Source organism: Candidatus Manganitrophus morganii, from assembly GCA_021651055.1.
GTDB lineage: Bacteria > Nitrospirota > Nitrospiria > SBBL01 > Manganitrophaceae > Manganitrophus > Manganitrophus morganii.
On record JAJHOH010000001.1, the window covers coordinates 670,875 to 694,781 of the forward strand.

Sequence of the window (23,907 nt, forward strand, 5' to 3'; positions counted from 1 at the left end):
CCAATAGGGTAAACGTAGAGTTGAAGGAGGAAATGAATGGCCGATATCTTGGTGGTAAGTTCGAAAATTAAGAAGTACATTCGAGAGAAATCTGAATTCAACACCTCCGCTGAATTTCTCCAGGCGCTCAGTCAGCGTGTTGAAAAACTCGCGATGGAAGCGATTGAACGCGCCAGAGCGGACAAAAGAAAAACGGTCAAGGAGAGAGATCTCCCCTGACCGTTCGATAAAGGCGCTTCGAGCAGGCGGCCCTCCTTAGCAGCGGCAATGCGGCCCGAACCGCCTCCTCTTGAATGATCTACAAAAATGATCTACAAACCGATGTCGTTCCGATGAGTTCAGGGGGAGGAGCTATCTTTGCAGTAGCCCTCCCAATCCCTCTTTTTCCAGCCTTTCTGTCAGTCTTTCCCGAAGCTGCTTCGCCGCCGTCTCCTTCAGCGCTTCCTCACGGAGGGCAAGGCGGGCGCCTTGAGGGGTCCCTGCAATTTCGATCGGGACCTCCAACTTCTCCTCCTCCATCGGGAGGAGCGACCCGACCGGCGTGCTTCGAATTTTCTGTGTAACCGACTCGGCCAGCCTCATCTCGCCGAGGAGGCGGTAAACACCGTCCAATCCGACCTCCCCTTCTCCCAAAAGATCAAAAAGAGGATTCTCCATGGAAAGACGGCTCAGCCCGATGCGGCCGGCGTCGATCTGAAGCCCCCCTTTTGCGGAAGAAAATCGGGTATTCGGCTCCAGCGGGAGTTGAACCTGATCGAGGACCTGAAGCGTGGCGAGAGCCTCTCTCAAAAGGTTCACATTCTTAATCTCCCCTTCTCCGACTTCCCATTCCCCCTTCCCCGTCAACGTCTTTGAAAGCGCTCCCCAGTTTCCTCCACTCCCTTGCAACGTCACTCCGATCGAAGTCGTCCCGCTGAAAATGCCCGGATCGATCGGCACGAACTGCTTTACGACCGATCCGAGAGAGGCCTTTTGAAGCGCAAAGTTTGTTGTGAAGGGGAAGGCGCCGCTCGATAAGTCGACCCGGCCGCTCCCCGTAAAATGGCCCCCCCAGATATTGCCGTTTAAATTTTCGAGCGCGCCGACTTTTCGATTCAGCCTCGCTCGACCCGAAAGATTCGAGACCTCCATCCCTTTCACCTGAACCTCTTTCACAGTGAAATCGACCTCCATCGGGGTCGTTCCCGGAGAGGAAGGAGGGGGTCCCGGAGGAGGAGAGGTCTTCTGTGGAGGAGACCCCTCTTGCGGCAGAAGGAGCATCAATTCGTCAAGATCGACCTGCTCCGCATTCGCCCTCAAGAGAAGGCGCCCTTTTTGGTATCCCCCCTGGAGGTGAAGATCGCTCCGCCCGACGGTTCCCGAAAGATCAATCGTTTCCGGTTTGAGCGCCGTGGTCAGCGGTCCAACCCGTCCTTTCAAACTTGTCTGCTTCCCCTGCGGTTCAATCCGTGTCTCCAGATCGATCGAAGCGATCTCACCCAACTGAAGGTTGGACAGTTTAAGATCGAAGTCTTCAGCGGAAGTTGATAACGGCGGCCCTCCCTTCACACGACGAACGTGTGTGATCCGCCCGTTTTTGACGATCACTTCATCCGCAAGAATTCCGATCGGACGTTGCTCTTGCGGGGATGTTGTCCCCCCCGGCGGGGATTTCTCGCCGCCGCCGAGGGTCGATGTGTTCCATTTTCCGTTCGCATCCTGGATCAGTTGGAGCGCCGGGCTTTGAATAAGAAGCTCCTCCACTTCCACCCTTTTCTGCAAGAGCGGAAGAAGCCGGAAGCTCACAACGACTGAATCGGACCGGAAAAAATCTTCGGGGGAGAATTGAGGATCATCCCGGACAACGACTTTTTTCAATTGAACGCCAAGCGGCCAGAGCGAGAGGCGAACGCTCTCGACGTCGACCGACCGTCCCAATGCCGCTTCAACTTGGGGCAAATAACGCGATTTAACAAAAGAGAGGTCGACCAAAAACGGAGCCAAAAGAAGGATGAGGATCAAAACCAGAACAATCCCCCCCAGAATAACCGCTATTTTCTTCATCACCACACTCGGATTTATGTTTCTTTTATTATAGGGAATCCGAAGCGGGTGAAGCAAGTTGGGCGGATGGATGAATCGAAATCCGTTCAGGCGGGGGGGGCCACGCAGATGCGGTCTTTTCCCTGGTCTTTTGCAACGTACATCGCTGCATCCGCCTTACGGATCAAAAGATGGCGGATATTGCTGTTCGAAGTGCCGTTGCCGACATGTTTCTTCAAAGAGGCCAGCCCGATGCTGCAGGTCAGCCGTCCCTGAAGGGTTTCGGCTTTCGCCTTTTCATTGATCGGCACGGTGGAGAAGGGGAATTTCTTGATCGCGGTCCGAATCCGATCGGCCACCTGCACCACTTCCTCCAGCGTGGTTTGAGAGAAGATGATGACAAATTCATCGCCGCCGTAACGGGCGACCGTTGTCCCCCGGGCCGGAACGACTTTCCGGAGAACGTCGCCGACCTCTTGAAGAATATGGCTTCCGGTCAGATGACCGAATTGATCATTGACCCCTTTGAAGTGGTCCATGTCCAAAAAAAGGAGGATCAGGTCATGCTGGCCCCTTCGGACCTGCCGCACCTCCCGCTCGAGACGGGTGTGAAAATAGCGGTCGTTATAGAGTCCCGTCAATCCGTCTCGCTTCGCCAGCTCGATATGTTTGCGGGCGTCCAATACGTTTTGAATCAATGTCGATGTATACCCGGCGAAGATCTCGAGGAGTTTCAACTCTTCTTCGGTAAAATTGGGCTTCCCTTTGCGATTGATTAATTCAATGACGCCGTAAATCGAATTTTCCACGATGATCGGCGCACAGATAATCGAACGGGTGCTGAATCGACTGATCTTGTCGATTTTGGCGTAGAACATCTTATCCCGCTTGACGTTCTTGCTTAAATACGGCTTCCCGGAGAGATAGGTCGCCCCGGCGATGCCGGTGTTGATCGACAGCCGAAGGCCCGGAAGCTTCGAGGAGCCCGGCCCGAAACAGGCGACAAAAACCAGCTCTTCCCGTTCTTTCTTTCCGATCGGATCATCCAACAAAATGGAGCCGGCCTCCGACGGGACGAATTGATTCGCTTTTTTCAGGATTTCCTTCAACATTAGATCGAGGGCAGGCTCGTCCCGATCGGGCGCTCTCTGTTTTCGCTCGCGTCCCAGCAGGACGTTCAAATGTCGGTGATCGAGAAGATGGAGCTTCATGAGAATTTAAGATAACCTCTAATCAAAAGCATGTCAACGACGTAGTGAAAAATCCCTCCTTTCTCAGGAGGCCTTGAAATGACTTGACAATGGAACGAAAAAAAGATAGTTTTCTCAGCGATGGCTCTTTTAAAAAGAACACCCTGGTTGCTTATTTTCTTCATCTTGGCGGGAGGCCTGTTAGGTGGAGTGATGGGAGAGATTCTACTTCTCTTCTCTCCTTCCGGCCTTCTTAAAGATGTTTTTCTCAAAGGGTACCATATCGGCATTACCCCTCCGTTTACCTTTGATCTTCATTTGGTGACGTTTACCTTCGGCTTCACCTTCCGAATCAATCTCCTCAGTCTCCTCGGCATTATTCTGGGAATCTATACTTACAAACAGGCATAAGATCGGCGTTTAACGGATGACTTGCCCCTCCTTGAGCCGCTTGATGCGATCGCGAATCTCCGCCGCTTTCTCATATTCAAGGCGTTTTGCCGCATCGCGCATCTCCCGTTCCAGGCTCTGCAGAACCCGCGGCAGCTCTTCTTCCGGGATATACATCTCCCCCTCCTCCGCGGCGATCGGAACCGTGTAATAGTCCGCCTCGACCGCCTCGCGAAGGGTTTCGGGAATCACCTTTCGGATCGATTCGGGGGTGATGCCATGTTCTATGTTGTACGCCGCCTGGATCTGACGACGCCGGTTCGTCTCATCGATCATCATCCGCATCGACTTCGTCATCGTATCGGCATAAAGGATCACCTCTCCCGAAACATGCCGGGCCGCCCGCCCCGCCGTCTGGATCAATGAGCGGTGGGAGCGAAGGTAGCCCTCTTTGTCGGCATCCAAAATCGCCACCAGCGACACCTCCGGAAGATCGAGCCCCTCGCGAAGAAGGTTGATTCCGACCAGGACATCGAACTTTCCCAGCCGGAGATCGCGGATGATTTCCATCCGCTCCATTGTTTCGATGTCGGCGTGGAGATAGCGGACTTTGATCCCGATCTCTTGATAATACTCGGTCAGATCTTCGGCCATCCGCTTGGTCAGGGTCGTAACCAAAACCCGCTCGGATCGGTCGACCCGTTTTCGGATCTCCTCCAGCAGATCGTCCACCTGGCCTTTGGCCGGCCGGATGACCACCTCCGGATCCATCAGGCCGGTCGGACGGATCACCTGCTCGACGATCCGGCCCTGGGCCCGCTCAAGCTCATACGGACCGGGCGTCGCCGAGACATAGAGAACGGTCCGCATGAATTGTTCGAACTCCTGAAACTTCAATGGACGGTTGTCGAACGCCGAAGGAAGCCGGAATCCATACTCCACCAGGTTTGTCTTGCGGGCCCGGTCCCCCTCCTGCATCCCGCCGATCTGCGGGACCGTCGCATGGCTCTCGTCGATGATCAGGAGAAAATCGTCGGGGAAATAATCGAGCAGGGTCGGCGGCGGCTGCCCCGGCGCTCGGCCCGAGAGGTGGCGCGAGTAATTCTCAACCCCCTGGCAGTATCCGATCTCCCGGATCATCTCCAAATCGAAGACGGTTCTCTGCTCGATCCGTTGCGCCTCCAGAAGCATCTGCCGGTCCCGAAAAAACTTGATCCGATCGTGAAGCTCTTCCTCAATCCCTTGCAATGCGACATGGAGCCGATCGGGCGGGATCACGTAATGGCTCCCCGGATAGACGGCAATCTTCGGAAGGCGTTGAATGATCGTTCCGCGGAGGGGATCGACTTCATAAATCGCATCGACTGTATCGCCGAAAAATTCGACGCGGATGCAGCGGTCTTCCGATGACGCCGGAAAGATTTCGATGACATCTCCCCGCACCCGGAAGGTCCCCCGATAAAAATCAAAGTCGTTCCGCTCGTACTGGATTTCGACCAGCTTCTTCAATACCTGATCCCGCTCGATCTCTTTCCCTTCCTCCAGATAAACCAACATGTCATGATAGGCCTCCGGCGATCCAAGGCCGTAAATGCAAGAAACCGACGCGACGATAATGATATCGTTCCGCTCCAGGAGGGATCGGGTCGCGGAATGCCGCATCCGGTCGATGGCATCATTGATGGAAGAGTCCTTTTCGATGAAGGTATCGGTGTGGGGGATATACGCCTCGGGCTGGTAATAATCATAATAGCTGACAAAGTACTCGACCGCGTTTTCAGGGAAAAAGGTCTTAAACTCGTGGTAGAGCTGCGCGGCCAAGGTCTTGTTGTGGGCGATCACGAGCGTCGGCTTCTGGACCTGCTCGATGACATTGGCGAGCGTATATGTTTTTCCTGAGCCGGTGACACCTAGGAGGACCTGGTGCGGCTCCCTCCGACGGACCCCTTCAGAAAGGGCACGGATGGCGTTCGGCTGGTCTCCCCTCGGCGTAAAATGCGAATGAAGCTTGAATGGATTCATGTAAAACACCCTCGAAGATGGCATGATAACACACCTGGATAAATCTTACTATCTTTTGGCTTGACTTCGAAAAGTGTATCGGACTATAAAGGGCAGGTGAAAAAAGGCGAATCTGGTCGCTTTCAATGGCTTCTTCATCCAATGGACAGGCAATCTATTTATGCAACGAACCCTAGATTTAAACAGGCACAAGTGGGAAGAGATACAGCATTCTCTATCGTCTTTAACCGGCTTATCCCTTTTTATCTACGATCCCTCTAAACACCGGCCCTGTACAGCGATCACGCGTGAGCATCTCCTTTGTCACCTGGTTCATCAGACCGAGCGGGAGACCCTTTGCCAGAATGCGTTTGCGCAACAGGTTGATCTTGCGATTCAGACGCAGCAGATCTCTTTTTCCAAATGCCAGGCCAATCTGAACTATTTTGTCATTCCGATCCGGCTCTCGAACGAGATGAGTTATGCCATGATCGGCGGGAAAGTGTATCAACATCCCGATGAATATGCCCATTTCAAACAAAATGCATCCGAGTGGGGCATTTCATCCGAGAAGCTGCCGGTCGACGTCGATCTCTCCTGCCCCGGCGCGCAAGAAGGGTTTCAACAGGTCGCCTCCTATCTCCAAGTCGTCGCCACCGCCCTGTTGGAGAACATCTACCGTCGCGGTCAATACCAGGGAAAGGCGGCCCACCTGACGACCCTTCTCAATGTGGGAAATCAGTTCAAAAGCGTCAGCAATATTTCAATCCTTCACAGCACGCTACTGAATACGCTCGGCATTCTCTTCAACTTGAAAAGCGCCTGCATCTTCCATCAAACAAAAAAACAAGGAGCTTACCGCGGCGTCGCCGTTTTCGGGGAGAAGAAGGAGCGGTTTAACCAATTGGAGGCGTCCCTGGACATTCTCTTTCAGAAAAGAAGCGGGGGCGATCCGTTCGTCTTCAACGACGTGACATTTGACCTGCTGAAGTCGAAACTTCCGCAAGACGTGACCTCCTGCTATCTCTTCCCCCTTTACCAAGGCCGGAACGCAACATCAACCCTGGCGATATTCGACACCATCCTCACGTCGGAAGAGACCGCGATGATCTCTTCGTTCTGCAGCCAGGCGGGGTCTGCCGTTGAAAATATCGAGCTTCAAAATCAATTGGCGGAACAACGGAAAATCATGATTGCCCTCTCGAACCTCACCCTCATGATCGATTCGCCCCTTTACCTTCATCACCTTCATCATAATATCTTGGAGCAGACCCTTCAGCTCCTGCAGGCGGAGCAAGGATCGTTGATGGTCCTGGACGAGTTCAAAAATGAGCTCTCCGTGAAAGCGATGAAGGGGATCAATCGGCCCGTTTATGAAATGTTCAACTCGAAGCCGGGGGAAGGCATTGCGGGATCGGTCTATGAAACCGGCGTCCCGCTTCTGGTTCAAGATCTCAACCACGATCCTCGCGTACAACAGGGGGCCAAGCCGCGATATCGCACCCCTTCCTTCGTCAGTGTTCCGCTCAAATTGAGAAACCGAACCCTCGGCGTCATCAATCTGGCGGATAAAATTACCGGAGAGGTCTTCTCGGAGGAAGATCTCCAATTGTTGCAGGCGATCGGCAGCTACATCTCGATTGCCATCGAGCGGTCCGAATTGTACGAGAAAACGGAAGAGCTGAAACGGATCTCGATCACCGACGCCCTGACCGGCCTTCTGAACCGCCGCTACTTTCAAGAACGCTTGACGGAGGAGATCGAGCGATCCCGGCGCCACCGGATCCCCGTCTCCCTCATTATCGTCGATATCGATAATTTCAAAGGCTTCAACGATACCTTTGGTCATTTGGGAGGCGACGAGATTCTGGTTTTGCTCGGACAGGCCCTTCGAAACTACATCCGGGCAATCGACGTCGCCGCGCGCTACGGCGGGGAGGAATTCACCATCATCCTTCCCCAGACGAATAAGGAAGATGCGCGAATCATTGCAGAGAGGTTGTGCAGGGAAATCGAGCGGAACGAAACGCTACAAAAAAAATACTCCGATTTGGCCCGACTGACCGTCAGCGTCGGTCTTGCCACTTTCCCGGATGATGCCGAAACGTTCGAAGAGCTGATCCGAAATGCCGACCGCGCCCTCTACCAGGCGAAACTGCAGGGAAAGAACAGGGTCATTACATTTGATAATGGACTCTTCTCTTAAATCAGGGCGGGTCCTCACTCCTTACTGCTTTCAAAAAGTCCCTCTGCAAACGACTCGATGTTGAACGGGATTAAATCGTCCACCTCTTCGCCGACGCCGACGTAAGTGACCGGAACCGAAAGGGCCTCGACGATCGGGACGATGATTCCCCCCTTTGCCGTCCCGTCCAGCTTCGTCAGGATAATCCCCGTCACCCCGATCGTCTCATGAAAAAGCCGCGCCTGGGAGAGCGCGTTCTGGCCGGTAGTGGCGTCGAGCACCAGGATTCTCTCATGGGGGGCATCGGGAATCGCCTTGGCGATGACCCGCTTAATCTTCTTTAACTCTTCCATCAAATTGCTCTTCGTCTGGAGACGGCCGGCGGTATCGATCAAAACCGCATCGATCTTCCGCGCAAGGGCGGCGCTCACGGCATCGAAGGCGACCGCTGCGGGATCGGCCCCCTCCTGATGCCGGACGACCTCGGCGCCGACCCGGTCTCCCCAGATGGCGAGCTGCTCTCCGGCCGCCGCCCTGAAGGTGTCGGCCGCCGCAAGAAGGACCGTTTTCCCCTCTCGCCTCAATTGAGCGGCCCGCTTGGCGATGGTGGTGGTCTTGCCGACCCCGTTCACCCCGACGAAGAGGGAGACGACCGGCGTCGTCTTCGGCGGTTCCTGCGGAACCCCCTTGTTCAGGATGACGACCAGATACGACTTCAGCTTTTTTTTGAGGGAGGCGAGATTGGAGATCTCCTTTCGCTCGACCGAGGCCCGAAGCCCGATCATCAACCGGTCGGTCACCTCCATTCCTAAATCGGAACCGATGAGGAGCTCCTCCAACCTGTCCAATGTTTCCTGATTGATGTTCGGCTGATCGAGAAAAACCGCCTCCAATCCGGACGACAAGTATTCCCTTGTTTTCGCCAATCCCTTCCCAAGTTTTCCCCAAAACCCTTCCGCCATCACTCTCCTTCCAACCCGCAGGAGAGGCCGCTTCGCCTCCCCTAAATCTCCTTTTGAATTTCAGCCGCCGCCCAACGGAGCCAACGCCTCGCCTGGCCGATCCCTTCCGAGGGATTCACCAATAAGAGAACCATATATTCTTTCTGCACCGGCCGCATCAGGCAGATTCCCTTCTCTGCCGCAAAAATCGCTTCCGCCGCGGAAGAGGCAAGGTGACGAGATACCATCGCCTTCATTTCAAGCCAGACGATGCCGTAATGCGCCCCCATCAATTTCATTTCATCTCCCGAAAGACTTGTGTAATGGGCGATCTCCTCTCCCTCGCGATCAAGAAAGATGGCGCCAACCGCTCCTCGGGTTTCCACAACGGCTCTCTTGAGGATCTGATTAAAAACTATCTACTCCTGATGATAAATGCGTTTGAACAGAAGCCGTTCTCGACGTTGCATTCGACGCTCCTCCTTCGGAGATCGTTCGTGGTCATACCCGAGGAGATGGAGCACTCCATGAATGAGGAGAATCAGCAACTGTTCGCGGCGGGATCTCCCATACAAGATCGCTTCTTCCGCCGACCGCTCCAACGAGATCATCACATCACCGAGAAAATCAGGATGAAGCTCCCCTCCGACCCCCTCCCGCATCGGAAAGGAGAGGACATCGGTCGGCTGATCTTTTTTTCTATAATCACGATTATAAACGCGGATTTGACGATTATTCACCAAAATAATTCCCATCTCAGCGTGATCCAGCTTCTGCAGAGATAAAATTTGGCGGGCCCACCTCAGGAGATTCTTTTGGTTCACCGGGTAGGTCCGCTGCCGGTTTTGCATCGAAATTTGCATAATAAATTAAATAGAAGATCGGAAGATCGGGTCAATCGATAAGGAGCCGCCGACAAGCGTCGGCAGATTCTACCTGTTGATGGAAACAAGAACAAGAAATAAAAATGACCTCAGAAGAAAAGTGAGGTCATTTGGCGTGATCATGGAGGAATGCTATTTTTTCTTTGATTTCCCCACCTTTCCCTCATACCGCTCGTACGCTTTCACAATCTCCTGGACCAGACGGTGCCGGATGACATCGCGCTCGCTGAAATAAACGAACTTGATCGCGGAGACCCCTTCTAAAATCCCCTGGATTTCGATCAGCCCGGAGGTCCGTTCGACCGGGAGGTCGACCTGCGTAATATCTCCCGTGACGACCGCTTTCGACCGGAACCCGAGACGCGTCAGAAACATCTTCATCTGCTCCGACGTGGCGTTCTGGGCCTCATCGAGGATGATAAACGAGTCGTTGAGGGTCCGCCCGCGCATGAAGGCAAGCGGGGCAATTTCGATATCCCCCCGCTCCAGGAGGCGCGTGGCGCGATCGACCTCCATCATGTCGTAGAGGGCGTCATAAAGGGGCCGCAGATAAGGGTTCACCTTTTCAACCAGATCCCCCGGAAGAAACCCGAGCTTTTCACCCGCTTCGACCGCCGGACGCGCCAAGATGATCCGGCTCACCTCTTTCTTGAGGAAAGAGGAGACTGCCATTGCCATGGCGAGATACGTTTTTCCCGTCCCCGCCGGACCGATCCCGACCACGATATCGTGCTTTCGGATGCTTTCGATATACTCTTTTTGGGAGGGTGATTTCGGGGCGATGAGCTTCTTTTTCCCGAAAACCGGAATGGCGTCTTGATAAATTTCCCGGACGGAAGCGGGGGCGTTTTGTTGGGAAGATTGGATGGCGTAGTTGACATCTTCCGCCGTGACCCGGAACCCGTCTCTGGAAAGATTCGCGAGATCGGCGATGACCTTCTCAACCTGTTGAACCTGCTCTGGCTCCCCTTCGATCGTAACCTCTTCCCCTCTCGCCGTCATTCGAACGTTGAAGGCCTGCTCAATCATCTTGATATGGCGATCGTAGCTTCCGTAGAGGGCCGAGGTATCGGTTCCTTCTTGTAAATTAACTTTTCCGATCAGGTTTTTTTTCAACGAATAAAACTTCTCTAAAATAATAACGGCAAAGACAATGTCATTATAACAACCCAATCTTCAAATTACAAGGAAAAGCCCTTAATCGATCAAAGCCAAGACAAAAGCGTGTCGTGCGACGCCGACGGCGCGCTTCAGCGTCCTCCGATGATCAATCGTTGAATCGCTTTTCCTCCCTTTGCATCGTCCACCTCAATCACGGCATTGACCCTTTTGTCGAGAGTATCCGGTTTCCAGGTCAAAAGTCCCGAGGCCGGATCGAGGGTCATTCCGGGAGGGCCTTCGACGAGTTGAAAACGAAGCGGGTCGTCATCAGGGTCGTTCGCAGACACTTGATAAACATATTGCCCCTCCTTTATTTCTTCCGGCGGTATCGAAGAAATTTTCGGAGATCGATTCGCGACAAGGATCGGCTTGCTGATCCGGGCCTCCCCCTCCGAGCTGTCGGCCGGAGTCACAACGGCATAAATTGTATCTCCGCTTCGGAACAGCTTCCCATCCAAAGCCTCCCCCTGATCTCCGTCGACGAGTTTGTTGTTCACATACCATTGATAGCGATACTCGACAAAGTTCCCATCGGCGTCGAACGATTCTGCTGCGACCCGGACCGGCTCGCCTACGGTCGGTGCGTCCGGAACCAGTTTGAGGGCCGTTAACTTTGGCGGACGGTTGCCGATTCGAACAGGCATACTACGGACAGGAACTCCAACACTGGTTCCGCTTGTGGGAACAACCTCCACTTCAACAAGGTCTCCTTGCCGAAACCCCGCTAACGGAAGAACCGGCTGATCGCTTACCTCTTTTCCATTCACCCGCCAGAGGTAGCGATACAAGACCTCTTCTTGACTCGCGTGCTCGCTTGTGATCTCCGCTTGTAGAACCGAACCAAGGTCGGGCTCGGCGGGGAAAACCCGAATCTTTCCGAGTCTTGAGAGGGCAATCAAATTCGACGCCCCGGCGGCCTCCTCCCTCTCCTCGTTTATCGGAAGATCCTTTTTGCTTACGGAAGCGTTTTCTCCTCCTCTTGGTAGAACGAAGAAGAGAAGCAGGAGCAAGAGTCCTCCCATCATTGCCAGACGCACTTTACCCTTCATCACCCCTATCTTCCCTTGCTGACTTCTCTCCGGGCTCATTCTGCCGATATCTCCTTAAAGACCTTTGTCCCCTGCCGGACGGAGCTACTGGTCTTGATATCATTGATCTGTAGAATCTCTCCCGTGCTACTCTGGACGAACCCGGTAATCGTATTGTCGCTGACGACGACGTTCACCTTGGATGCAACCCCCGTCCCCAGGTCTAATTTCCGTTTAACGGTGGTGCCGTCCGACTCTAAACCGATGATGCTGGTCGCCGTCGAGCCGGTAAAAGCGGTTCCTGTTTGGAAATACATCGCATAGAGGGCGTTTGTCCCCTGGACCGAACAGACATCTGTCGCGTTCGGCTTAAAGGTGGTCGCCGCGACGATCCCTCCCAGGATGGTCGCTTCATGGAGCACCCTTTCCCCTCCTGTGAGGGTGATATACCATCCCTGCTTTGATGCCATCGCAGTCACCAAACTTGTCAAGGTCGTCGCGCTACCGCAGGACGCACACGCGCCTCCGACGGAAATGGACGCGCTGGTTGCATCGAAGAGATCGGTCGACGGCACCGCGGTGGTGGGACAAGATGGCTCCCAATCACTTCCGTCCCAACACCCATTTGTTCCGCTTTCCTTGATTCCGTAAAGCCCATGATTGCTGGTGTCGGTTTGATCGCTCGACGTCCCGGTGCTGAAATATCGGCCGGTGCCAAAAAAGATCCAGAGCCGGTTGTTGTTATCCATCGTCGCCGTCGGCTTGGATAGGACCGGCTGTCCCGGATTATACAAGACGTTTAAATCATAGGATGAAAAGTCGGCCGATTTCATGACAAGGCGGTAGACCTTTCCTTTCCACCCGCTTGAATAGTAGGTCTTCCCGATGTAGAGAACATCGGTATCGTAATCGCGCGGAAGATCAAAGGATGAGGGATCTCCCATGAATGCATTCGTATCGGCCGACGAACCGTCCGCCTGAATTTTTTTGACCAATGCACCGGTCTTCAAGTTGACGATATAAATCCAGCCTTTATCGCTGATGGTCGTCTCAAATTTGTTTGTCGATCCGCTGGTAGCCCGCTCTCCTCTGTACGTGGTCGGACCCGATCCGAAGGCCGCGTACCAGACCGGGGTGCCCGAATTATCCATCCGAATGACTGCCGGCCAACTGCCGGTAAAGCCCATGTCTCCTTCTTTGTAAACCCAAAGGAGCGTCGGGGTCGCCTCCGGATCGGTGATATCCAAAGCAAAATAGGCGGAGCGGAACCGATTCTCGCCTGCATCGGTCGTGTCTCCATCTCCATTCAGATCGACCTTGAGTACCCCTCCTCCCAGCCGCATGCTTCCGATGAGGATTGTCGCCCACCCCCCCGGATGAACGCAGGTGGGGTCGTTGATATCCGTGGCGCATGCCGCTTCTTGTGTATAAATCTGCACGTCCGCGATTCGGGGGCTCCCATCGACAAAGTAGACATGCTTGTTCCGATCATAGTCTGTTCCGGTCAGCCACTTCAGATGGGGAAGCAGTTCTTGAGGGATGAATGCCCAGAGTTCCTCTCCCAACAACTCTCCGCCATTCCCGTCCTCGTCGGTGAGCGTAAACCAACTATGTTCCACATCATCCGGGGTATCGGGATCATCTCCTCTGTGGAAGAATCCGGCATTAAAAGCATGGAGCATGCCATCGTTGGCTCCCACATAGACGACATGCCGCCGGTCTTTATACTTCTGATAAAATCGATTGTACGTGGTATCCTGATAGCGGAGATCAAAACGCTCCGACGGGCCGCCGACCGAGACCGGGCTGGAATAAACGATGTCTCCCAACCGCCATGTTGTGTCGGCGGTTCCCGACACGGTCACTTCCCGCGCCCGGTATCCCGTCACCTTTTCTCCTCGAATAAAGTTGATGATGTTGGTCCCCTCTGTCGAATTCGAAGCCCGGAGGTAAGGCCGCAGCGTCGCCTCGTTTGCGGCATTGAATTCGATAAATTCACCATCAGCGTAATCCACAACCCCGTCGGGGGACGTGAGTGAGTCGGTCCAGGTATAAATTTTCCGGGGGTTCGTGGAGGTGTCCCGCTGCGCCAGCTTTTTCCCCGCCTCCCAGATCGGGTTCATCTCACTCAACGTGATCACCTCGGGGGTTCCGGTCGGATCTCCGTTCGCGTCGACGTTGTAGCGGCGAACCCGCGTCTCCTGGTTGGTGCTATCAAAGAAGGTCTGCACCACCTTGTCCGCATTGGTACCCGATAAGACAAGCGCTCCGTCTTGATTGCTATCTTCCCGAAGCTGGCCGTCGGCATCGAAGAAAAGCCCCTGAAGATAGCCGAGCCAGGCAATCTCCTCGGTTCCCTCGAAGATGGAGGGATAGAAGTAGGCTTGATAGATCGCCCCCTCTCCTCCGGAAGAGGTGGCCAACACCGAAACCGATGTTCCGGAAGAGGACTTGGAGAGGATGTCGGCCAGCGCCTCGGTCAGCTTCGCCTCCAGCTGGAGCGGATTGTCGGCGCGGTAGAAAGTGTCCGGGACGCCATCATTGTCTTCATCCCATTCTTTCTGAAGATCCGGAGTGCCGCTGGCGTTCGAGTCTTCGAAACCGCCATACTTCGCCGCATACCAGAGGGGATCTTTAAGAAATCCGGAGGACGAACTAACCGCCGTAAAGGTCCGCTCGACGGAGGCGGTTTCATTCCCATCCGATGCACGGTCGCAGTCGGTGCCGCCGGCCAAGGACCCGCCGCAACGGAGGTCATAAATATCATCTGCAGTGACTGAGGCTGAGATGGAGACACCCGAGATAATGTAACCCATGAATCCGGTATGCCCCGCATTCGCGTATAATCCCTTCGTCTTCACCGTGATCGTCGTGTTGGTCTTTTTGACGTAGATCCGATAGCGTGTATCAAGGTCATAATCGCCCCCCTCCTCGGAATCGTCCCAGAGGATGTCGAAGCAGTCTGTATAGCCGTTCCCCTGCTCCGTCGTCCAATCGGCATCGTTCTGGCAATACTGAAAATCGGCGATCTGCCCCTTCGAGTTGTCGCCATGCTGCCCCAGCGACGTACATCCGGCCAGAGTTGTATCCGGACAGCCGTCATGAAAGATCGGAAGAATTTGAACCGGGAAAGCCGTAGCCGGATCCGGACCCACCTTGAATTCCAAGGTCGGAACGCTCGACCCCGCCGCCACCACATAGGTGGTCATCTTCTGATCTCCCTGGATCGCATTCAGATCGGTGGTCTTCGCGTAATGCGCCAGGCCGGCGATGTAAAAAGATCCCTGTCGCGTCGGCTCTTCAACACAGACCCCTCTGACTTGTCCGAAATTGACAACACCTGATGCGGGCCCTTTAGGGGTGCATTTATTATCGGCGGTTCCCTGATATTGGCCGACAAAAGCCTGGTTGACCCCATCCAACGTATTAATACCTGAATTGGTAATTAACGTTTGTACACTGGGCGTATCACTGGTGCTGATGGTTGTCGGCCAGTAGGAGCCGGGGAGATGATCCGAATCGTAGGAAGGGGTTAGATCGCTAAAGATCAAAGTAAACGGCTTCGTACAGTAAGGGCACTTGGCACAATTGGTACAAGTGCCATATGGATCATACCATTGGGTCTCTTCATTAAAGTTCGCATCATTCACATAAAATTGAGAGGTATCGTCGCTTCGCCCCTGATAATACCGGATGGTTTCATAAAGCATCTCCCCGATCGGATTTCCCCAAATATTGGTGCTGGTGTAGCTCCCCCCCGCGGATACGCCATAAGGGCTGCTGCTGCTCACGGTTGGGAAAGTGTAATTCGTCGTCGCCTTGAAGCCGTTGAGCGTCTTGATGATTTCCGATGAACTTTTGATCATTCCGTTCGCATTATCGATCTCTGCAAGCATATCGGACATATTGCTTCGGAGAACACCTCCCGCCTTGCTCGCCCCGTAGGAACCTGTGAGTAGGCCAAATTTCATTTGGGAAACATCGTCGGAGGTATCCACTGTCCCCTTTCGATCCACTCCCAACTTCTGCAACACTCCCACCGGTTTGTACCCGGACGCCGAACTGCCTTGTTTGTATTCCTGGCAGTTTGGATCGAGCAAAGACGTAACGCAAACCAGAACATCGACGTTATACGTATAGGTCGGACCCAATGCCGTTGGTGATGCCGCCTGTTCCCGGATACGACACTGGGCCACCTCCGTGCTCGCCGAATAGGGGAAAGCGCCGTTCACGATCATGACCAACGAGCTCGTCGCCTGCGAGCCGGTACCGGAGGTATTCGTGTTACAGAAGGTAATTGCGGTCCAAGCGTTAGGGGTGAGGTCACCGATGTCGGAACCGGTATAGACCTTCGCCCAAGAGTGGGCATCCCGCGGAAGGGTCGCTCGGCTCAGGACGGTCGTGGTGCTCGTATCGACCGTCCTATACCCTCCATAGAGAACCTTTCGTATAATGTCGATTCGCGCCATCGTAGCCCAGTTGAGAAAGTTCCCGCTCCATTTGGCGGAGCAGTAATGCAAGTTCGCCCCCGTCGCCGCGGCAGACGGCTCAAACCGACTGCTGGAATAGACATAACACTTGTTGCTGTCAAAATAGCCGTAGTAATCGATCGTGTCTTTATAGGTCGTATCAATTGTACCGTCTTCATCAAGGTCGATCAGATCATTGTAAGCCTTGTAGAAGAGCTTGTGATCCTTCGACATCATGAACATGACCCCAGGAGGAACGCTTGCGGAGACAAAAGGGGGAACCGACGAGTAATCGGACAGGACCTGAGATGAGGCCGGGGTACTAAACGCCACCACCCCGACTGCAATGAGAAACGCGCTGATGATTCTTTTCATGTTCCATCCCTCCTCATGCCGGCTGTCCAACTTCAATTCATTCCTCACCGCCGGCATATCAGTAACACTCCTATGAGCAATTAAAATAGGCGGACCCCACGTTCGACTGCGTGGACAGGGGACCGGAAGCGACAACATTGATGTTGTAAATGGTTCCGGTGGTGCACCCTGTTCCCCCTGTTTTCTTGTGATAACCGATCGAGAATTCGTCCAACTCGGAACCGGGAAGCGTGGCGGGCCCCTCGTAGTCAATGTCAACCCGGAGCGTCTGACCGTCAAGCGCCGTGATCGTCAAGTCTGGATTGCTCGCGGCCGCATCATCGGACAACGTTCCACCTCCTGTGGCGAGTTCCTCGATTAAATCGACGACGCCGGCATCCCCGCCCGTTGCGGTATTGTCGAGAACGATTGTGGCCGGATACCCGGTGGGAAGGGCATTGTCCTCAAGGATCTCTTTGATCACCGTGGGAGCGATCTCCACCCCTGCACCGGCCGCCTGAAAGGTTTGGGTCGTCCGTCGATTGGTCGCCGAGAGAGTCATTTCGATTCCGCTGATGTTCAGGGCCATCATCAGAAGCGCGGTCACCAGAACAATCATCAAGACGACCGTGATCAACGCGGCCCCTCTATTTTCTTTCAAACCGGAAAACTTATTAATAAAGAACCCCATGATTCCTGACCTCCACCACTTTCGTGACCCACCGACGGTGATACCGATCCGCCGCCGTCCCCGCCGCATGATCCTCCAGGGCCGGACGGGCCGAGATCGTCGCCGTTGCACTTGTATCCTGCTGCCTTGCCAGCATCGAGATCCGTACTGCCCGGATTAACGTCGCCGCTCCGGCCGGATTGTCTACGATCGTTCCATTATTCATCAGATAGGCAAATTGCAAATCTTCTACACCGGACGCGATCAGCTGGGCCGCACCTCCATTCACCGTTCTAAAGAGCGCCGGCTCCGTCCCATTCATCTGAACCCGGTAAGCCACCTGCTGTAGCAACATGACGGAATTAGACGAGGTGTAATCCCGATTCAATGGCGTAGCTAAACCAAGACGGTAAGAGCCATTTGCTTCATCCGTAACAGCGTTCACCACGCCAGTGTAAAAACCATCTAATGTAATCGTCCCACCATTTATGGTTGGGCTTGTAGGATTCGTTCCGGCAAGAGGGGTCACCCAGATCTCAGCGGCCCCCTCAGCGGCCACCGGGTTGGTGCAGGGAGGGGTCTCGCAGGTGAGCGTTCCGACGAACTGATATCCTCCCCAGAGGGTGATCCGGTCAAGCCTGCTTGCCACCCCTTCGGGGTCTGCATCGGCATTATTGCTCGGCGTAATACTCGATAACCCAGCGGTCGTCGCATGACTTTCTCCAGTCAAAGGGTCGAGGAGGCCGAAACCGGCGATCCGAACCTCCCGGCTCAGGATATCGATGGCAACACGCGTTTCACGTTGCATTCCCGTTTTCCGGCTGTGGACCACCGAGAAATTGAACGAGTTCGTGAAAAAGCTATACCCCGCCGCCATGACGAATATCGTAATGGCCATCGCGATCAACAGCTCCAACAATGTAAATCCTCTTTCTTTCATAAGAGATCCTCTGACTACAAAAGCGTTTCGATCGTAACGCTCCGCGCCGGTGTGCTCGTCCAGGCGACCGTAACGGTGATCAGTTGAACGGAAGAAATCGGCCCGGCCGCCACAGTGACGGTTCCCCTTCCCCCCGGCAAGCCATAGGGCCCCGCTCGCTCGATCTGCGCCTTCCAGTCGTCATAATCGGTCTGAAGCATCCCCGCCGAGCCCGGCCGCGTGGTTGAATCGGTTGTGTCAAAACCGTTGTAGCTGGCCAGATTGTCCCGATTGCGGCGCATCTGCTCCACGATCCGCTCCGCCGCTGCGGTTGCGGCGGAAACATCGCGGCCGACACGGCTGTTTGTCACCGAAATGGTTTCTCCCGTCGCAATCGCCAGCAGACCGATGCCGAGGAGGACGGAAGCGATCATCACTTCCAAAAGGGTAAATCCCCTTTCATCCGTCCGCCGAAAAATCTTCCGACTTCTTTTATAAAGGCACCACATCGACATCCCCCACAAAAGTTACACTAACCTGGTATTCTTTCCCGTGGCTGCTCTGAAGGACCACGTTCGCCGGGTTGGCCAGCGGCAGCCCGCGCAGCCCTCTTCCGTTAAAGAGGATCCCATTGCTCGCCACGTTGACTTGAGACAAGGTCACCCCGCTGCTGAGCTCTCTCACAACAAGAGCCGTCTCCGCCCCGGTGAGGGTCAGGCTGCGGTCCGTGTCGACAAAAATGGTGTATTCGCCTGCCGCAGCGTCAAATAACACCGTCACCGGCTGGTTTCGATTGATTGCCGTTATCCTTGCAAACTGAAGATCCCCCTCCAGCTGTGCCATATCCCCCCGGGCTCTTTGGTTCACGACCCAAACCTGAAAATTGGGAATGGCGATCATGACCAAGACACCGAGGATGGCCACGGCCACCAGCATCTCAAGCAAACTAAAACCTTTCTGATTCATTCCGATTCTCCTTGTGCGGAAAGGATGTGCAACTCCCATACCAGGATACCGGATAAGTATCACTTATACTATTTCAATGTAAACAATACTTTAGAGGAATTGCTTAAAGGAGATCTTGTTTGAGGACCTGCTATGAGCCTTAAAGATAGGAATCCATTGGGATAGGAACTATGTAATCGGTTACATACCGGGAGGGATATATCGCCACGTTCCTTTTAGCCGGACCATCGGGGGCATATTGGGATAATGAGCAGAGGCAAATTCTTTGTTATACCAGACTTGTAAGTGTTCCGCGCCGGGGCCGGTGAATCCTTGTCCTGCATAGACGGCTCCGTATGCTGAAAAGGGCCCTTGCAGATCGATCACACCCGGCGTAAAGAAAAATCCATCAAGGCGGATATGATCGAGCGCAATCGGGAAAGGATGCGAGGCAGACCAGGGATGCGCATGCGCTTGAACCGTCATTCCGATCTGAGACCGCTCTTCTTGAATGTGAATGTCTTCGGAAAAATAAAAATATCCCTTATAGTTTTTACGACCCAACCGGATCGGCCCCGAGCGGCTGTACCCGGGAAGAACGTCGATCCATACCAAAGCATATTCACCTCCAGGGTTCCCGAATACTTCGTCGAATTCTCCCCGGTCGGCCCCGTTTTGCTCCAGTCGGCCCGACGGGGAGACAACGTAGTAACCTCCCCGCTTCTTGATGAAATTTTTGATCTCGGTTAATTGGTTCGGCGTGAATGAATCAAGGCGCACGGCGCTGTCGTTTTCATAGACATTGGGACGCCGGCCGATTGGAGGGCCTGTAATCCCCCTTTCAGTATGAATCTCCACGACCGGATCCTCGTTCAACCCTTCTTCTCTATAAGGATGGGAATGCGGCGAGAGGATCGGATTGATCGTCGGAATTCGATCCGGACGCGGGCCCAATCGAACCCCTCCGATATACCGGATCGGCCCCCAGTGTCCCCAGACCGGGACCGAGACCCCCGTCTCGCCGAATCCCTGAATCGCCGCCGTGATCGGCGGCATCGGATTTCGTGCAATCTCGACCTGGACGACCTTAGCCGCCCCTTTCCCGGCGACCGCCCCGCTTTGAATTGTGCAAATTCCATCCGGATGAGACGGTTTGTAGAGACGCAGATCGACGATCTTCCCCCGCTCGCTTATCTCGGCAAAGGGGCCTTCTCCGTGATCGTCCATGTGCGCCTCCGAGAGCTGGAAATCGGGAGAGGTCCTCTCCCCGGCACAGCGCCGGGTCGGCAGTTCGGCAAAAAACGCCGGATCGGGAGATCGGGCCGGTTCGGTCACCCAGGAGAGGACCTTCTCCACACCCGATTCAGCCAGATAGGTCGATGCAAGCGCACGGCCGGCATAGGCGGAGATCTGAAGCTCCCCGGTGGAAACATGGAACGCAAGTAATCCAAGCCCGGTGGCGAGGACCAGGAGTATGAGAGCGGCAAAAATCGCCGTCCCGTTTTCATTCTTCACAGATTTTGCAAGGTGCCTTCCCATCTACATGTTCCTCAGCCGCACTTCGAACGTGACTTGGCGCGTTCGAAAGCCTTCGCCGGAGGGATTGTTCGGATCTCTTCGCTCCGACCGGGCGCGCAACGTCATCGCCACTTTTCGAATGCGCGTCCGCTCGTCTTGACTCAGCGCCCGTTCGGGAAGAGCACGCCCCTGTTCATTAAAATAAACCAATTTAAATTGATCGATCGTAAAGGCGACCTCCTGCCCCCCTCCGCCCCCTCCCGTATCCCTATAGAGGGTGAACGGCGCTTTTCGAATCCCGCAGGAATCGATCCCGCTCGCCCCGACCCATTCATAACGGACATCTTCATCGATATCCTTTAGTGTGGAAATAGAATCATCAAGGACGGTGTTTCCATTCAGGTCGGCCAAAAGGTGAAAAACAACAGGGGTCGCCTCCAGAATTCGCTCGGCCGGATGAGCCCTCCGTTCACAACCGACCCGGCTCATCGCTTTGGTCAGCTTGTTTTCGTTCGGGAGACCTTCCGGCAAAAAGAGCGATCCCGTCGGATCGTATCCGGCCACCTCGATCTCCCTCGACAAAAGGTCCGCGGCCACGCGCGCCTGCTGCTGCATCTCCGCGATCTCCTCCTGGTTCTGGTAGTTTTGGTAAAACGCAAGGAGCAATCGATAAAACGAGGCGGTCACAACGATGAGAATGATCGAAGAGAACAACAGCTCGATCAGGGTCGCCCCCTCCTCATTCTGCGAGATTCGGTACATCGTTGTCCCTGTTAATGGAACACGAAGCTTTTGAGCAAAACGGTCCGGTTCGGCGCCAGGCTGTCTCCCCAATCGACCTGGACTTCTACGATCCAGATCCTCGGATCTCTCCCGCTCCGCTCAATCGTCCAACGCCTTGGCATTCCTTCCGGTTCATCTTGTCCCCCGGAGAGGAGGGACGGGTCGGCGGAGCGAAACGCTTCCATCTTCTCTTGCGCCAACTGCGCCGCAAGACCTTGCCTGTTTCCGGCTCGAAGCGCCTTGAAGCCGACTTCGAAAAAACCGATCACGCCGAGCAGCCCGACCGACAGGATCGACATTGCGATGAGAACCTCAAGGAGCGAGAAGCCGCTCTGGTCCTTTTCAGCGCCACGCATTTCCATTCCACTTTCGAATTTTGACCCGCCCGGTGGTGACGACGGAGACCGCAACCGTTTCATGATGGACCGAATCGTTGGTCAGGTAGACCGTCCCGCCAAGCCCCATGATCGTTCCGTTCGGCTGGAAAGTAATCGTATTCTCCCGAAAGCTGATCCCATCGTCGGGAAGGACGGCATCGGGTAGAGGTGGGACCCCCTCTCTGAGACCGAACCGGATCTGAGGGGGGAGGGTCCGCTCCCCTGCACCGGGGACGCTGTATTTTCGACCGTCCGGATGGAACTGAATCGGGCCGGCAATCCCCTCCGCGATCGCCTTCTGACGAATCAGCCTCAAATCAGAGATGATCTGGCGGCCGGCGTCGGTCAGATGGTTGTGCGCAATTTGGTTGGAGAACGAGGCAACCCCCACCACCGATAAAGAGGTAGTAATCGCCAACACCACCATCGTTTCAATCAAGGTGTAACCTTTCTGGGATAAGTGGACCATGTCGCTCCCTCCGAGTGATCTCTCTGATACTCGAAGAGCATTAGCAACAAGGGTGCCAACTTAATCGGAGACACCTAAGTATCATAAATCGAAGAAAATGAAAAGCTTTTGATAGAGAATCGTCGAGGAAGGTCTTTAAGGAGGGGAGAGCCGGAGGACTGAACAGATACAGTCCCCCGGCTGATTGTATTTAAAAAGATTCAGAAGATCTCATGCATCTCCTTTCTCCAAACCGTAATCTTTGATCTTCGTCAGCAGCGTTTTATAGCTCACCTGCAGGATCTCCGCCGCGCGGGTTTTATTCCCGCCGGTTTCATTTAAAACTTTTCGAATCATTTTTGATTCCACCAGGCGCGTTACATTCTCGCTGACCTCTTGGAGGGTCCCTTCGATCGAGACATCTCGAAGAGAGAAATCGCCTGGAGGCTTTGTCTTCAAACCGAAGTGCTCGGGAAGGAGTTCGTTCCCGTCACTGAGGATAATCCCCCGCTCAATAGCATTCTGCAGTTCTCGGACATTCCCGGTCCAGGGGTGGGTCATCAACAGATCCATCGCCTCGGGGGAGACTTTCTTCACCTCTTTCTTCATTTCCTTGGAATAATAAGACATAAAATGATCGACCAGGGCCGGAATATCCTCGCGGCGGTCGCGAAGGGGAGGGATGACGATCGGAAAAACATTCAGGCGGTAGTAGAGATCCTCTCTGAACGTCTTTTGCTGAATCAGCTGCATCAGATCACGATTCGTCGCCGCCACCACACGGACATCGATCTTCACTTCGACGGTCCCCCCCACCCGCATCATCTCCTCTTCTTCCAGGACCCTCAGCAGCTTGGACTGAAGCGACAGGTCCATCTCCCCGATCTCGTCCAGGAAGATCGTTCCCTTATCGGCCAGCTCGAACTTTCCGATTTTTTTCCCGACCGCTCCCGTGAACGCTCCTCGCTCATGGCCGAAGAGCTCGCTTTCCAAAAGGTCATGCGGAATAGCGGCGCAATTGATCGCGACAAAGGTCTTATCTTGGCGGGGGCTCAACATGTGAATGGCGCGCGCAAAGAGTTCTTTCCCCGTCCCGCTCTCCCCGCCGATGAGAACTGTCGTTTTCCCCGGAGCGACCTTCCGCATCTGCTCCACCACCTGGTTCATGGCGGGGGTCTTTCCGATAATCTTCGGGAACCGGAGCTGATTGGTAAAGTCCTCCTTGAGGATGATATTCTCCGTCACCAAGCGCTGCTTCTCCAACGCCTTTTCGATTTGGAGCAAAAGATGGTCCGGGTCAAACGGCTTGGCGATGAAATCATACGCCCCTTCTTTCACCGCCTTGACCGCCGTCTCGATACTTCCATAGGCGGTCATGACGATGACCGGAATAAATGTGTTCTGCTCCTTCACTGCATGGAGCACATCAAGGCCGCTTTTATGGGGCAGCTTCAGATCGGTCACGACAAGGTCGATCTTCCCCTCTCTGATTTTGGCGATCCCTTCGCGACCATCTTTAGCCCAAACGACCTGATAGCCAGCCCCTGTGAGGGCCTGCGAAAGCATCTGCGCGAGACTTTCCCGATCTTCGACGATTAAAATGTTCTCCATGATTACTCCAT

General features: G+C 54.4%; 21 protein-coding genes. 3 read left to right on the plus strand and 18 right to left on the minus strand.

Annotated elements, in window-relative coordinates; translation table 11 throughout:
- Positions 1-36 precede the first annotated feature (36 nt).
- Positions 37-219 (plus strand): hypothetical protein, encoded by a 183-nt coding sequence (locus MCM46_03065; protein ID MCG3110785.1) that lies wholly within the window; start codon positions 37-39, stop codon positions 217-219.
- Between the two features lie 132 nt (positions 220-351).
- Here MCM46_03065 and MCM46_03070 read toward each other — a convergent pair whose 3' ends face one another.
- The gene (locus MCM46_03070) at positions 352-2,043 is read right to left on the minus strand and encodes an AsmA family protein (protein ID MCG3110786.1); all 1,692 of its coding nucleotides are present in this window, start codon (positions 2,041-2,043) and stop codon (positions 352-354) included.
- An 86-nt stretch (positions 2,044-2,129) separates the two neighbouring features.
- The gene (locus MCM46_03075; GenBank protein ID MCG3110787.1) at positions 2,130-3,233 is read right to left on the minus strand and encodes a sensor domain-containing diguanylate cyclase; all 1,104 of its coding nucleotides are present in this window, start codon (positions 3,231-3,233) and stop codon (positions 2,130-2,132) included.
- A 192-nt stretch (positions 3,234-3,425) separates the two neighbouring features.
- On the opposite strand from MCM46_03075, the gene MCM46_03080 reads away from it, so the two are divergent.
- Positions 3,426-3,623: a DUF4321 domain-containing protein gene (locus MCM46_03080; GenBank protein MCG3110788.1), complete on the plus strand. Its 198-nt coding sequence runs from the start codon at positions 3,426-3,428 to the stop codon at positions 3,621-3,623.
- A 9-nt stretch (positions 3,624-3,632) separates the two neighbouring features.
- Here MCM46_03080 and uvrB read toward each other — a convergent pair whose 3' ends face one another.
- Positions 3,633-5,624: an excinuclease ABC subunit UvrB gene (gene uvrB / locus MCM46_03085; GenBank protein ID MCG3110789.1), complete on the minus strand. Its 1,992-nt coding sequence runs from the start codon at positions 5,622-5,624 to the stop codon at positions 3,633-3,635.
- Positions 5,625-5,784: 160 nt separating this feature from the next.
- Between uvrB and MCM46_03090 the strand changes: the two genes are divergently transcribed.
- Positions 5,785-7,809 carry a diguanylate cyclase gene (locus MCM46_03090; protein MCG3110790.1) on the plus strand — a complete coding sequence of 675 codons (2,025 nt, stop codon included), beginning with the start codon at positions 5,785-5,787 and terminating at the stop codon, positions 7,807-7,809.
- Between the two features lie 14 nt (positions 7,810-7,823).
- Here the strand turns inward: MCM46_03090 and ftsY are convergent, their stop codons facing one another.
- From ftsY to MCM46_03165, 15 genes are all read right to left on the minus strand, one after another.
- Positions 7,824-8,750, minus strand: a complete 927-nt coding sequence (gene ftsY / locus MCM46_03095; protein ID MCG3110791.1) for a signal recognition particle-docking protein FtsY — start codon at positions 8,748-8,750, stop codon at positions 7,824-7,826.
- A 41-nt stretch (positions 8,751-8,791) separates the two neighbouring features.
- Positions 8,792-9,115: a hypothetical protein gene (locus MCM46_03100; protein ID MCG3110792.1), complete on the minus strand. Its 324-nt coding sequence runs from the start codon at positions 9,113-9,115 to the stop codon at positions 8,792-8,794.
- A 33-nt stretch (positions 9,116-9,148) separates the two neighbouring features.
- Positions 9,149-9,580 carry an rRNA maturation RNase YbeY gene (gene ybeY / locus MCM46_03105; protein ID MCG3110793.1) on the minus strand — a complete coding sequence of 144 codons (432 nt, stop codon included), beginning with the start codon at positions 9,578-9,580 and terminating at the stop codon, positions 9,149-9,151.
- A gap of 165 nt (positions 9,581-9,745) precedes the next feature.
- Positions 9,746-10,729 carry a PhoH family protein gene (locus MCM46_03110; protein MCG3110794.1) on the minus strand — a complete coding sequence of 328 codons (984 nt, stop codon included), beginning with the start codon at positions 10,727-10,729 and terminating at the stop codon, positions 9,746-9,748.
- A gap of 134 nt (positions 10,730-10,863) precedes the next feature.
- On the minus strand, positions 10,864-11,862 hold the full coding sequence (locus MCM46_03115) for a cadherin repeat domain-containing protein (GenBank protein ID MCG3110795.1): 999 nt from the start codon (positions 11,860-11,862) through the stop codon (positions 10,864-10,866).
- Positions 11,859-16,703 carry a hypothetical protein gene (locus MCM46_03120; GenBank protein ID MCG3110796.1) on the minus strand — a complete coding sequence of 1,615 codons (4,845 nt, stop codon included), beginning with the start codon at positions 16,701-16,703 and terminating at the stop codon, positions 11,859-11,861. Before MCM46_03120 ends, MCM46_03115 begins: the two co-directional genes overlap by 4 nt.
- 13 nt (positions 16,704-16,716) lie before the next feature.
- Positions 16,717-17,316 (minus strand): pilus assembly PilX N-terminal domain-containing protein, encoded by a 600-nt coding sequence (locus MCM46_03125; GenBank protein ID MCG3110797.1) that lies wholly within the window; start codon positions 17,314-17,316, stop codon positions 16,717-16,719.
- Positions 17,300-18,235: a PilW family protein gene (locus MCM46_03130; protein ID MCG3110798.1), complete on the minus strand. Its 936-nt coding sequence runs from the start codon at positions 18,233-18,235 to the stop codon at positions 17,300-17,302. The genes MCM46_03125 and MCM46_03130 overlap by 17 nt, the downstream gene beginning before the upstream one ends.
- Before the next feature lie 14 nt (positions 18,236-18,249).
- Positions 18,250-18,723: a prepilin-type N-terminal cleavage/methylation domain-containing protein gene (locus MCM46_03135; GenBank protein MCG3110799.1), complete on the minus strand. Its 474-nt coding sequence runs from the start codon at positions 18,721-18,723 to the stop codon at positions 18,250-18,252.
- Positions 18,707-19,180 (minus strand): GspH/FimT family pseudopilin, encoded by a 474-nt coding sequence (locus tag MCM46_03140; protein ID MCG3110800.1) that lies wholly within the window; start codon positions 19,178-19,180, stop codon positions 18,707-18,709. Before MCM46_03140 ends, MCM46_03135 begins: the two co-directional genes overlap by 17 nt.
- A gap of 180 nt (positions 19,181-19,360) precedes the next feature.
- The gene (locus MCM46_03145; protein MCG3110801.1) at positions 19,361-20,698 is read right to left on the minus strand and encodes a pilus assembly PilX N-terminal domain-containing protein; all 1,338 of its coding nucleotides are present in this window, start codon (positions 20,696-20,698) and stop codon (positions 19,361-19,363) included.
- Complete coding sequence (locus MCM46_03150) at positions 20,699-21,439, minus strand: hypothetical protein (protein ID MCG3110802.1); 741 nt, start codon at positions 21,437-21,439, stop codon at positions 20,699-20,701.
- 11 nt (positions 21,440-21,450) lie between these two features.
- Entirely contained in the window at positions 21,451-21,816 is a 366-nt protein-coding gene (locus MCM46_03155) for a prepilin-type N-terminal cleavage/methylation domain-containing protein (GenBank protein MCG3110803.1), read from the minus strand.
- The gene (locus tag MCM46_03160) at positions 21,803-22,306 is read right to left on the minus strand and encodes a prepilin-type N-terminal cleavage/methylation domain-containing protein (GenBank protein ID MCG3110804.1); all 504 of its coding nucleotides are present in this window, start codon (positions 22,304-22,306) and stop codon (positions 21,803-21,805) included. The genes MCM46_03155 and MCM46_03160 overlap by 14 nt, the downstream gene beginning before the upstream one ends.
- 210 nt (positions 22,307-22,516) lie before the next feature.
- Positions 22,517-23,896 (minus strand): sigma-54 dependent transcriptional regulator, encoded by a 1,380-nt coding sequence (locus MCM46_03165; protein ID MCG3110805.1) that lies wholly within the window; start codon positions 23,894-23,896, stop codon positions 22,517-22,519.
- Positions 23,897-23,907 lie beyond the last annotated feature (11 nt).

Excerpts from the sequence above, each read along its gene's own strand:
- MCM46_03160 (MCG3110804.1), bottom strand. The coding sequence starts at position 22,306 with ATGGTCCACTTATCCCAGAAAGGTTACACCTTGATTGAAACGATGGTG.
- ybeY (MCG3110793.1), bottom strand. The coding sequence starts at position 9,580 with ATGCAAAACCGGCAGCGGACCTACCCGGTGAACCAAAAGAATCTCCTG.
- MCM46_03135 (MCG3110799.1), bottom strand. The coding sequence starts at position 18,723 with ATGTGGTGCCTTTATAAAAGAAGTCGGAAGATTTTTCGGCGGACGGAT.
- MCM46_03080 (MCG3110788.1), top strand. The coding sequence starts at position 3,426 with ATGGGAGAGATTCTACTTCTCTTCTCTCCTTCCGGCCTTCTTAAAGAT.
- MCM46_03065 (MCG3110785.1), top strand. The coding sequence starts at position 37 with ATGGCCGATATCTTGGTGGTAAGTTCGAAAATTAAGAAGTACATTCGA.
- MCM46_03130 (MCG3110798.1), bottom strand. The coding sequence starts at position 18,235 with ATGAAAGAAAGAGGATTTACATTGTTGGAGCTGTTGATCGCGATGGCC.
- MCM46_03155 (MCG3110803.1), bottom strand. The coding sequence starts at position 21,816 with ATGCGTGGCGCTGAAAAGGACCAGAGCGGCTTCTCGCTCCTTGAGGTT.
- MCM46_03125 (MCG3110797.1), bottom strand. The coding sequence starts at position 17,316 with ATGGGGTTCTTTATTAATAAGTTTTCCGGTTTGAAAGAAAATAGAGGG.
- MCM46_03145 (MCG3110801.1), bottom strand. The coding sequence starts at position 20,698 with ATGGGAAGGCACCTTGCAAAATCTGTGAAGAATGAAAACGGGACGGCG.
- MCM46_03165 (MCG3110805.1), bottom strand. The coding sequence starts at position 23,896 with ATGGAGAACATTTTAATCGTCGAAGATCGGGAAAGTCTCGCGCAGATG.
- MCM46_03120 (MCG3110796.1), bottom strand. The coding sequence starts at position 16,703 with ATGCCGGCGGTGAGGAATGAATTGAAGTTGGACAGCCGGCATGAGGAG.
- ftsY (MCG3110791.1), bottom strand. The coding sequence starts at position 8,750 with ATGGCGGAAGGGTTTTGGGGAAAACTTGGGAAGGGATTGGCGAAAACA.
- MCM46_03075 (MCG3110787.1), bottom strand. The coding sequence starts at position 3,233 with ATGAAGCTCCATCTTCTCGATCACCGACATTTGAACGTCCTGCTGGGA.
- MCM46_03090 (MCG3110790.1), top strand. The coding sequence starts at position 5,785 with ATGCAACGAACCCTAGATTTAAACAGGCACAAGTGGGAAGAGATACAG.
- MCM46_03070 (MCG3110786.1), bottom strand. The coding sequence starts at position 2,043 with ATGAAGAAAATAGCGGTTATTCTGGGGGGGATTGTTCTGGTTTTGATC.
- uvrB (MCG3110789.1), bottom strand. The coding sequence starts at position 5,624 with ATGAATCCATTCAAGCTTCATTCGCATTTTACGCCGAGGGGAGACCAG.
- MCM46_03140 (MCG3110800.1), bottom strand. The coding sequence starts at position 19,180 with ATGAATCAGAAAGGTTTTAGTTTGCTTGAGATGCTGGTGGCCGTGGCC.
- MCM46_03115 (MCG3110795.1), bottom strand. The coding sequence starts at position 11,862 with ATGAGCCCGGAGAGAAGTCAGCAAGGGAAGATAGGGGTGATGAAGGGT.
- MCM46_03150 (MCG3110802.1), bottom strand. The coding sequence starts at position 21,439 with ATGTACCGAATCTCGCAGAATGAGGAGGGGGCGACCCTGATCGAGCTG.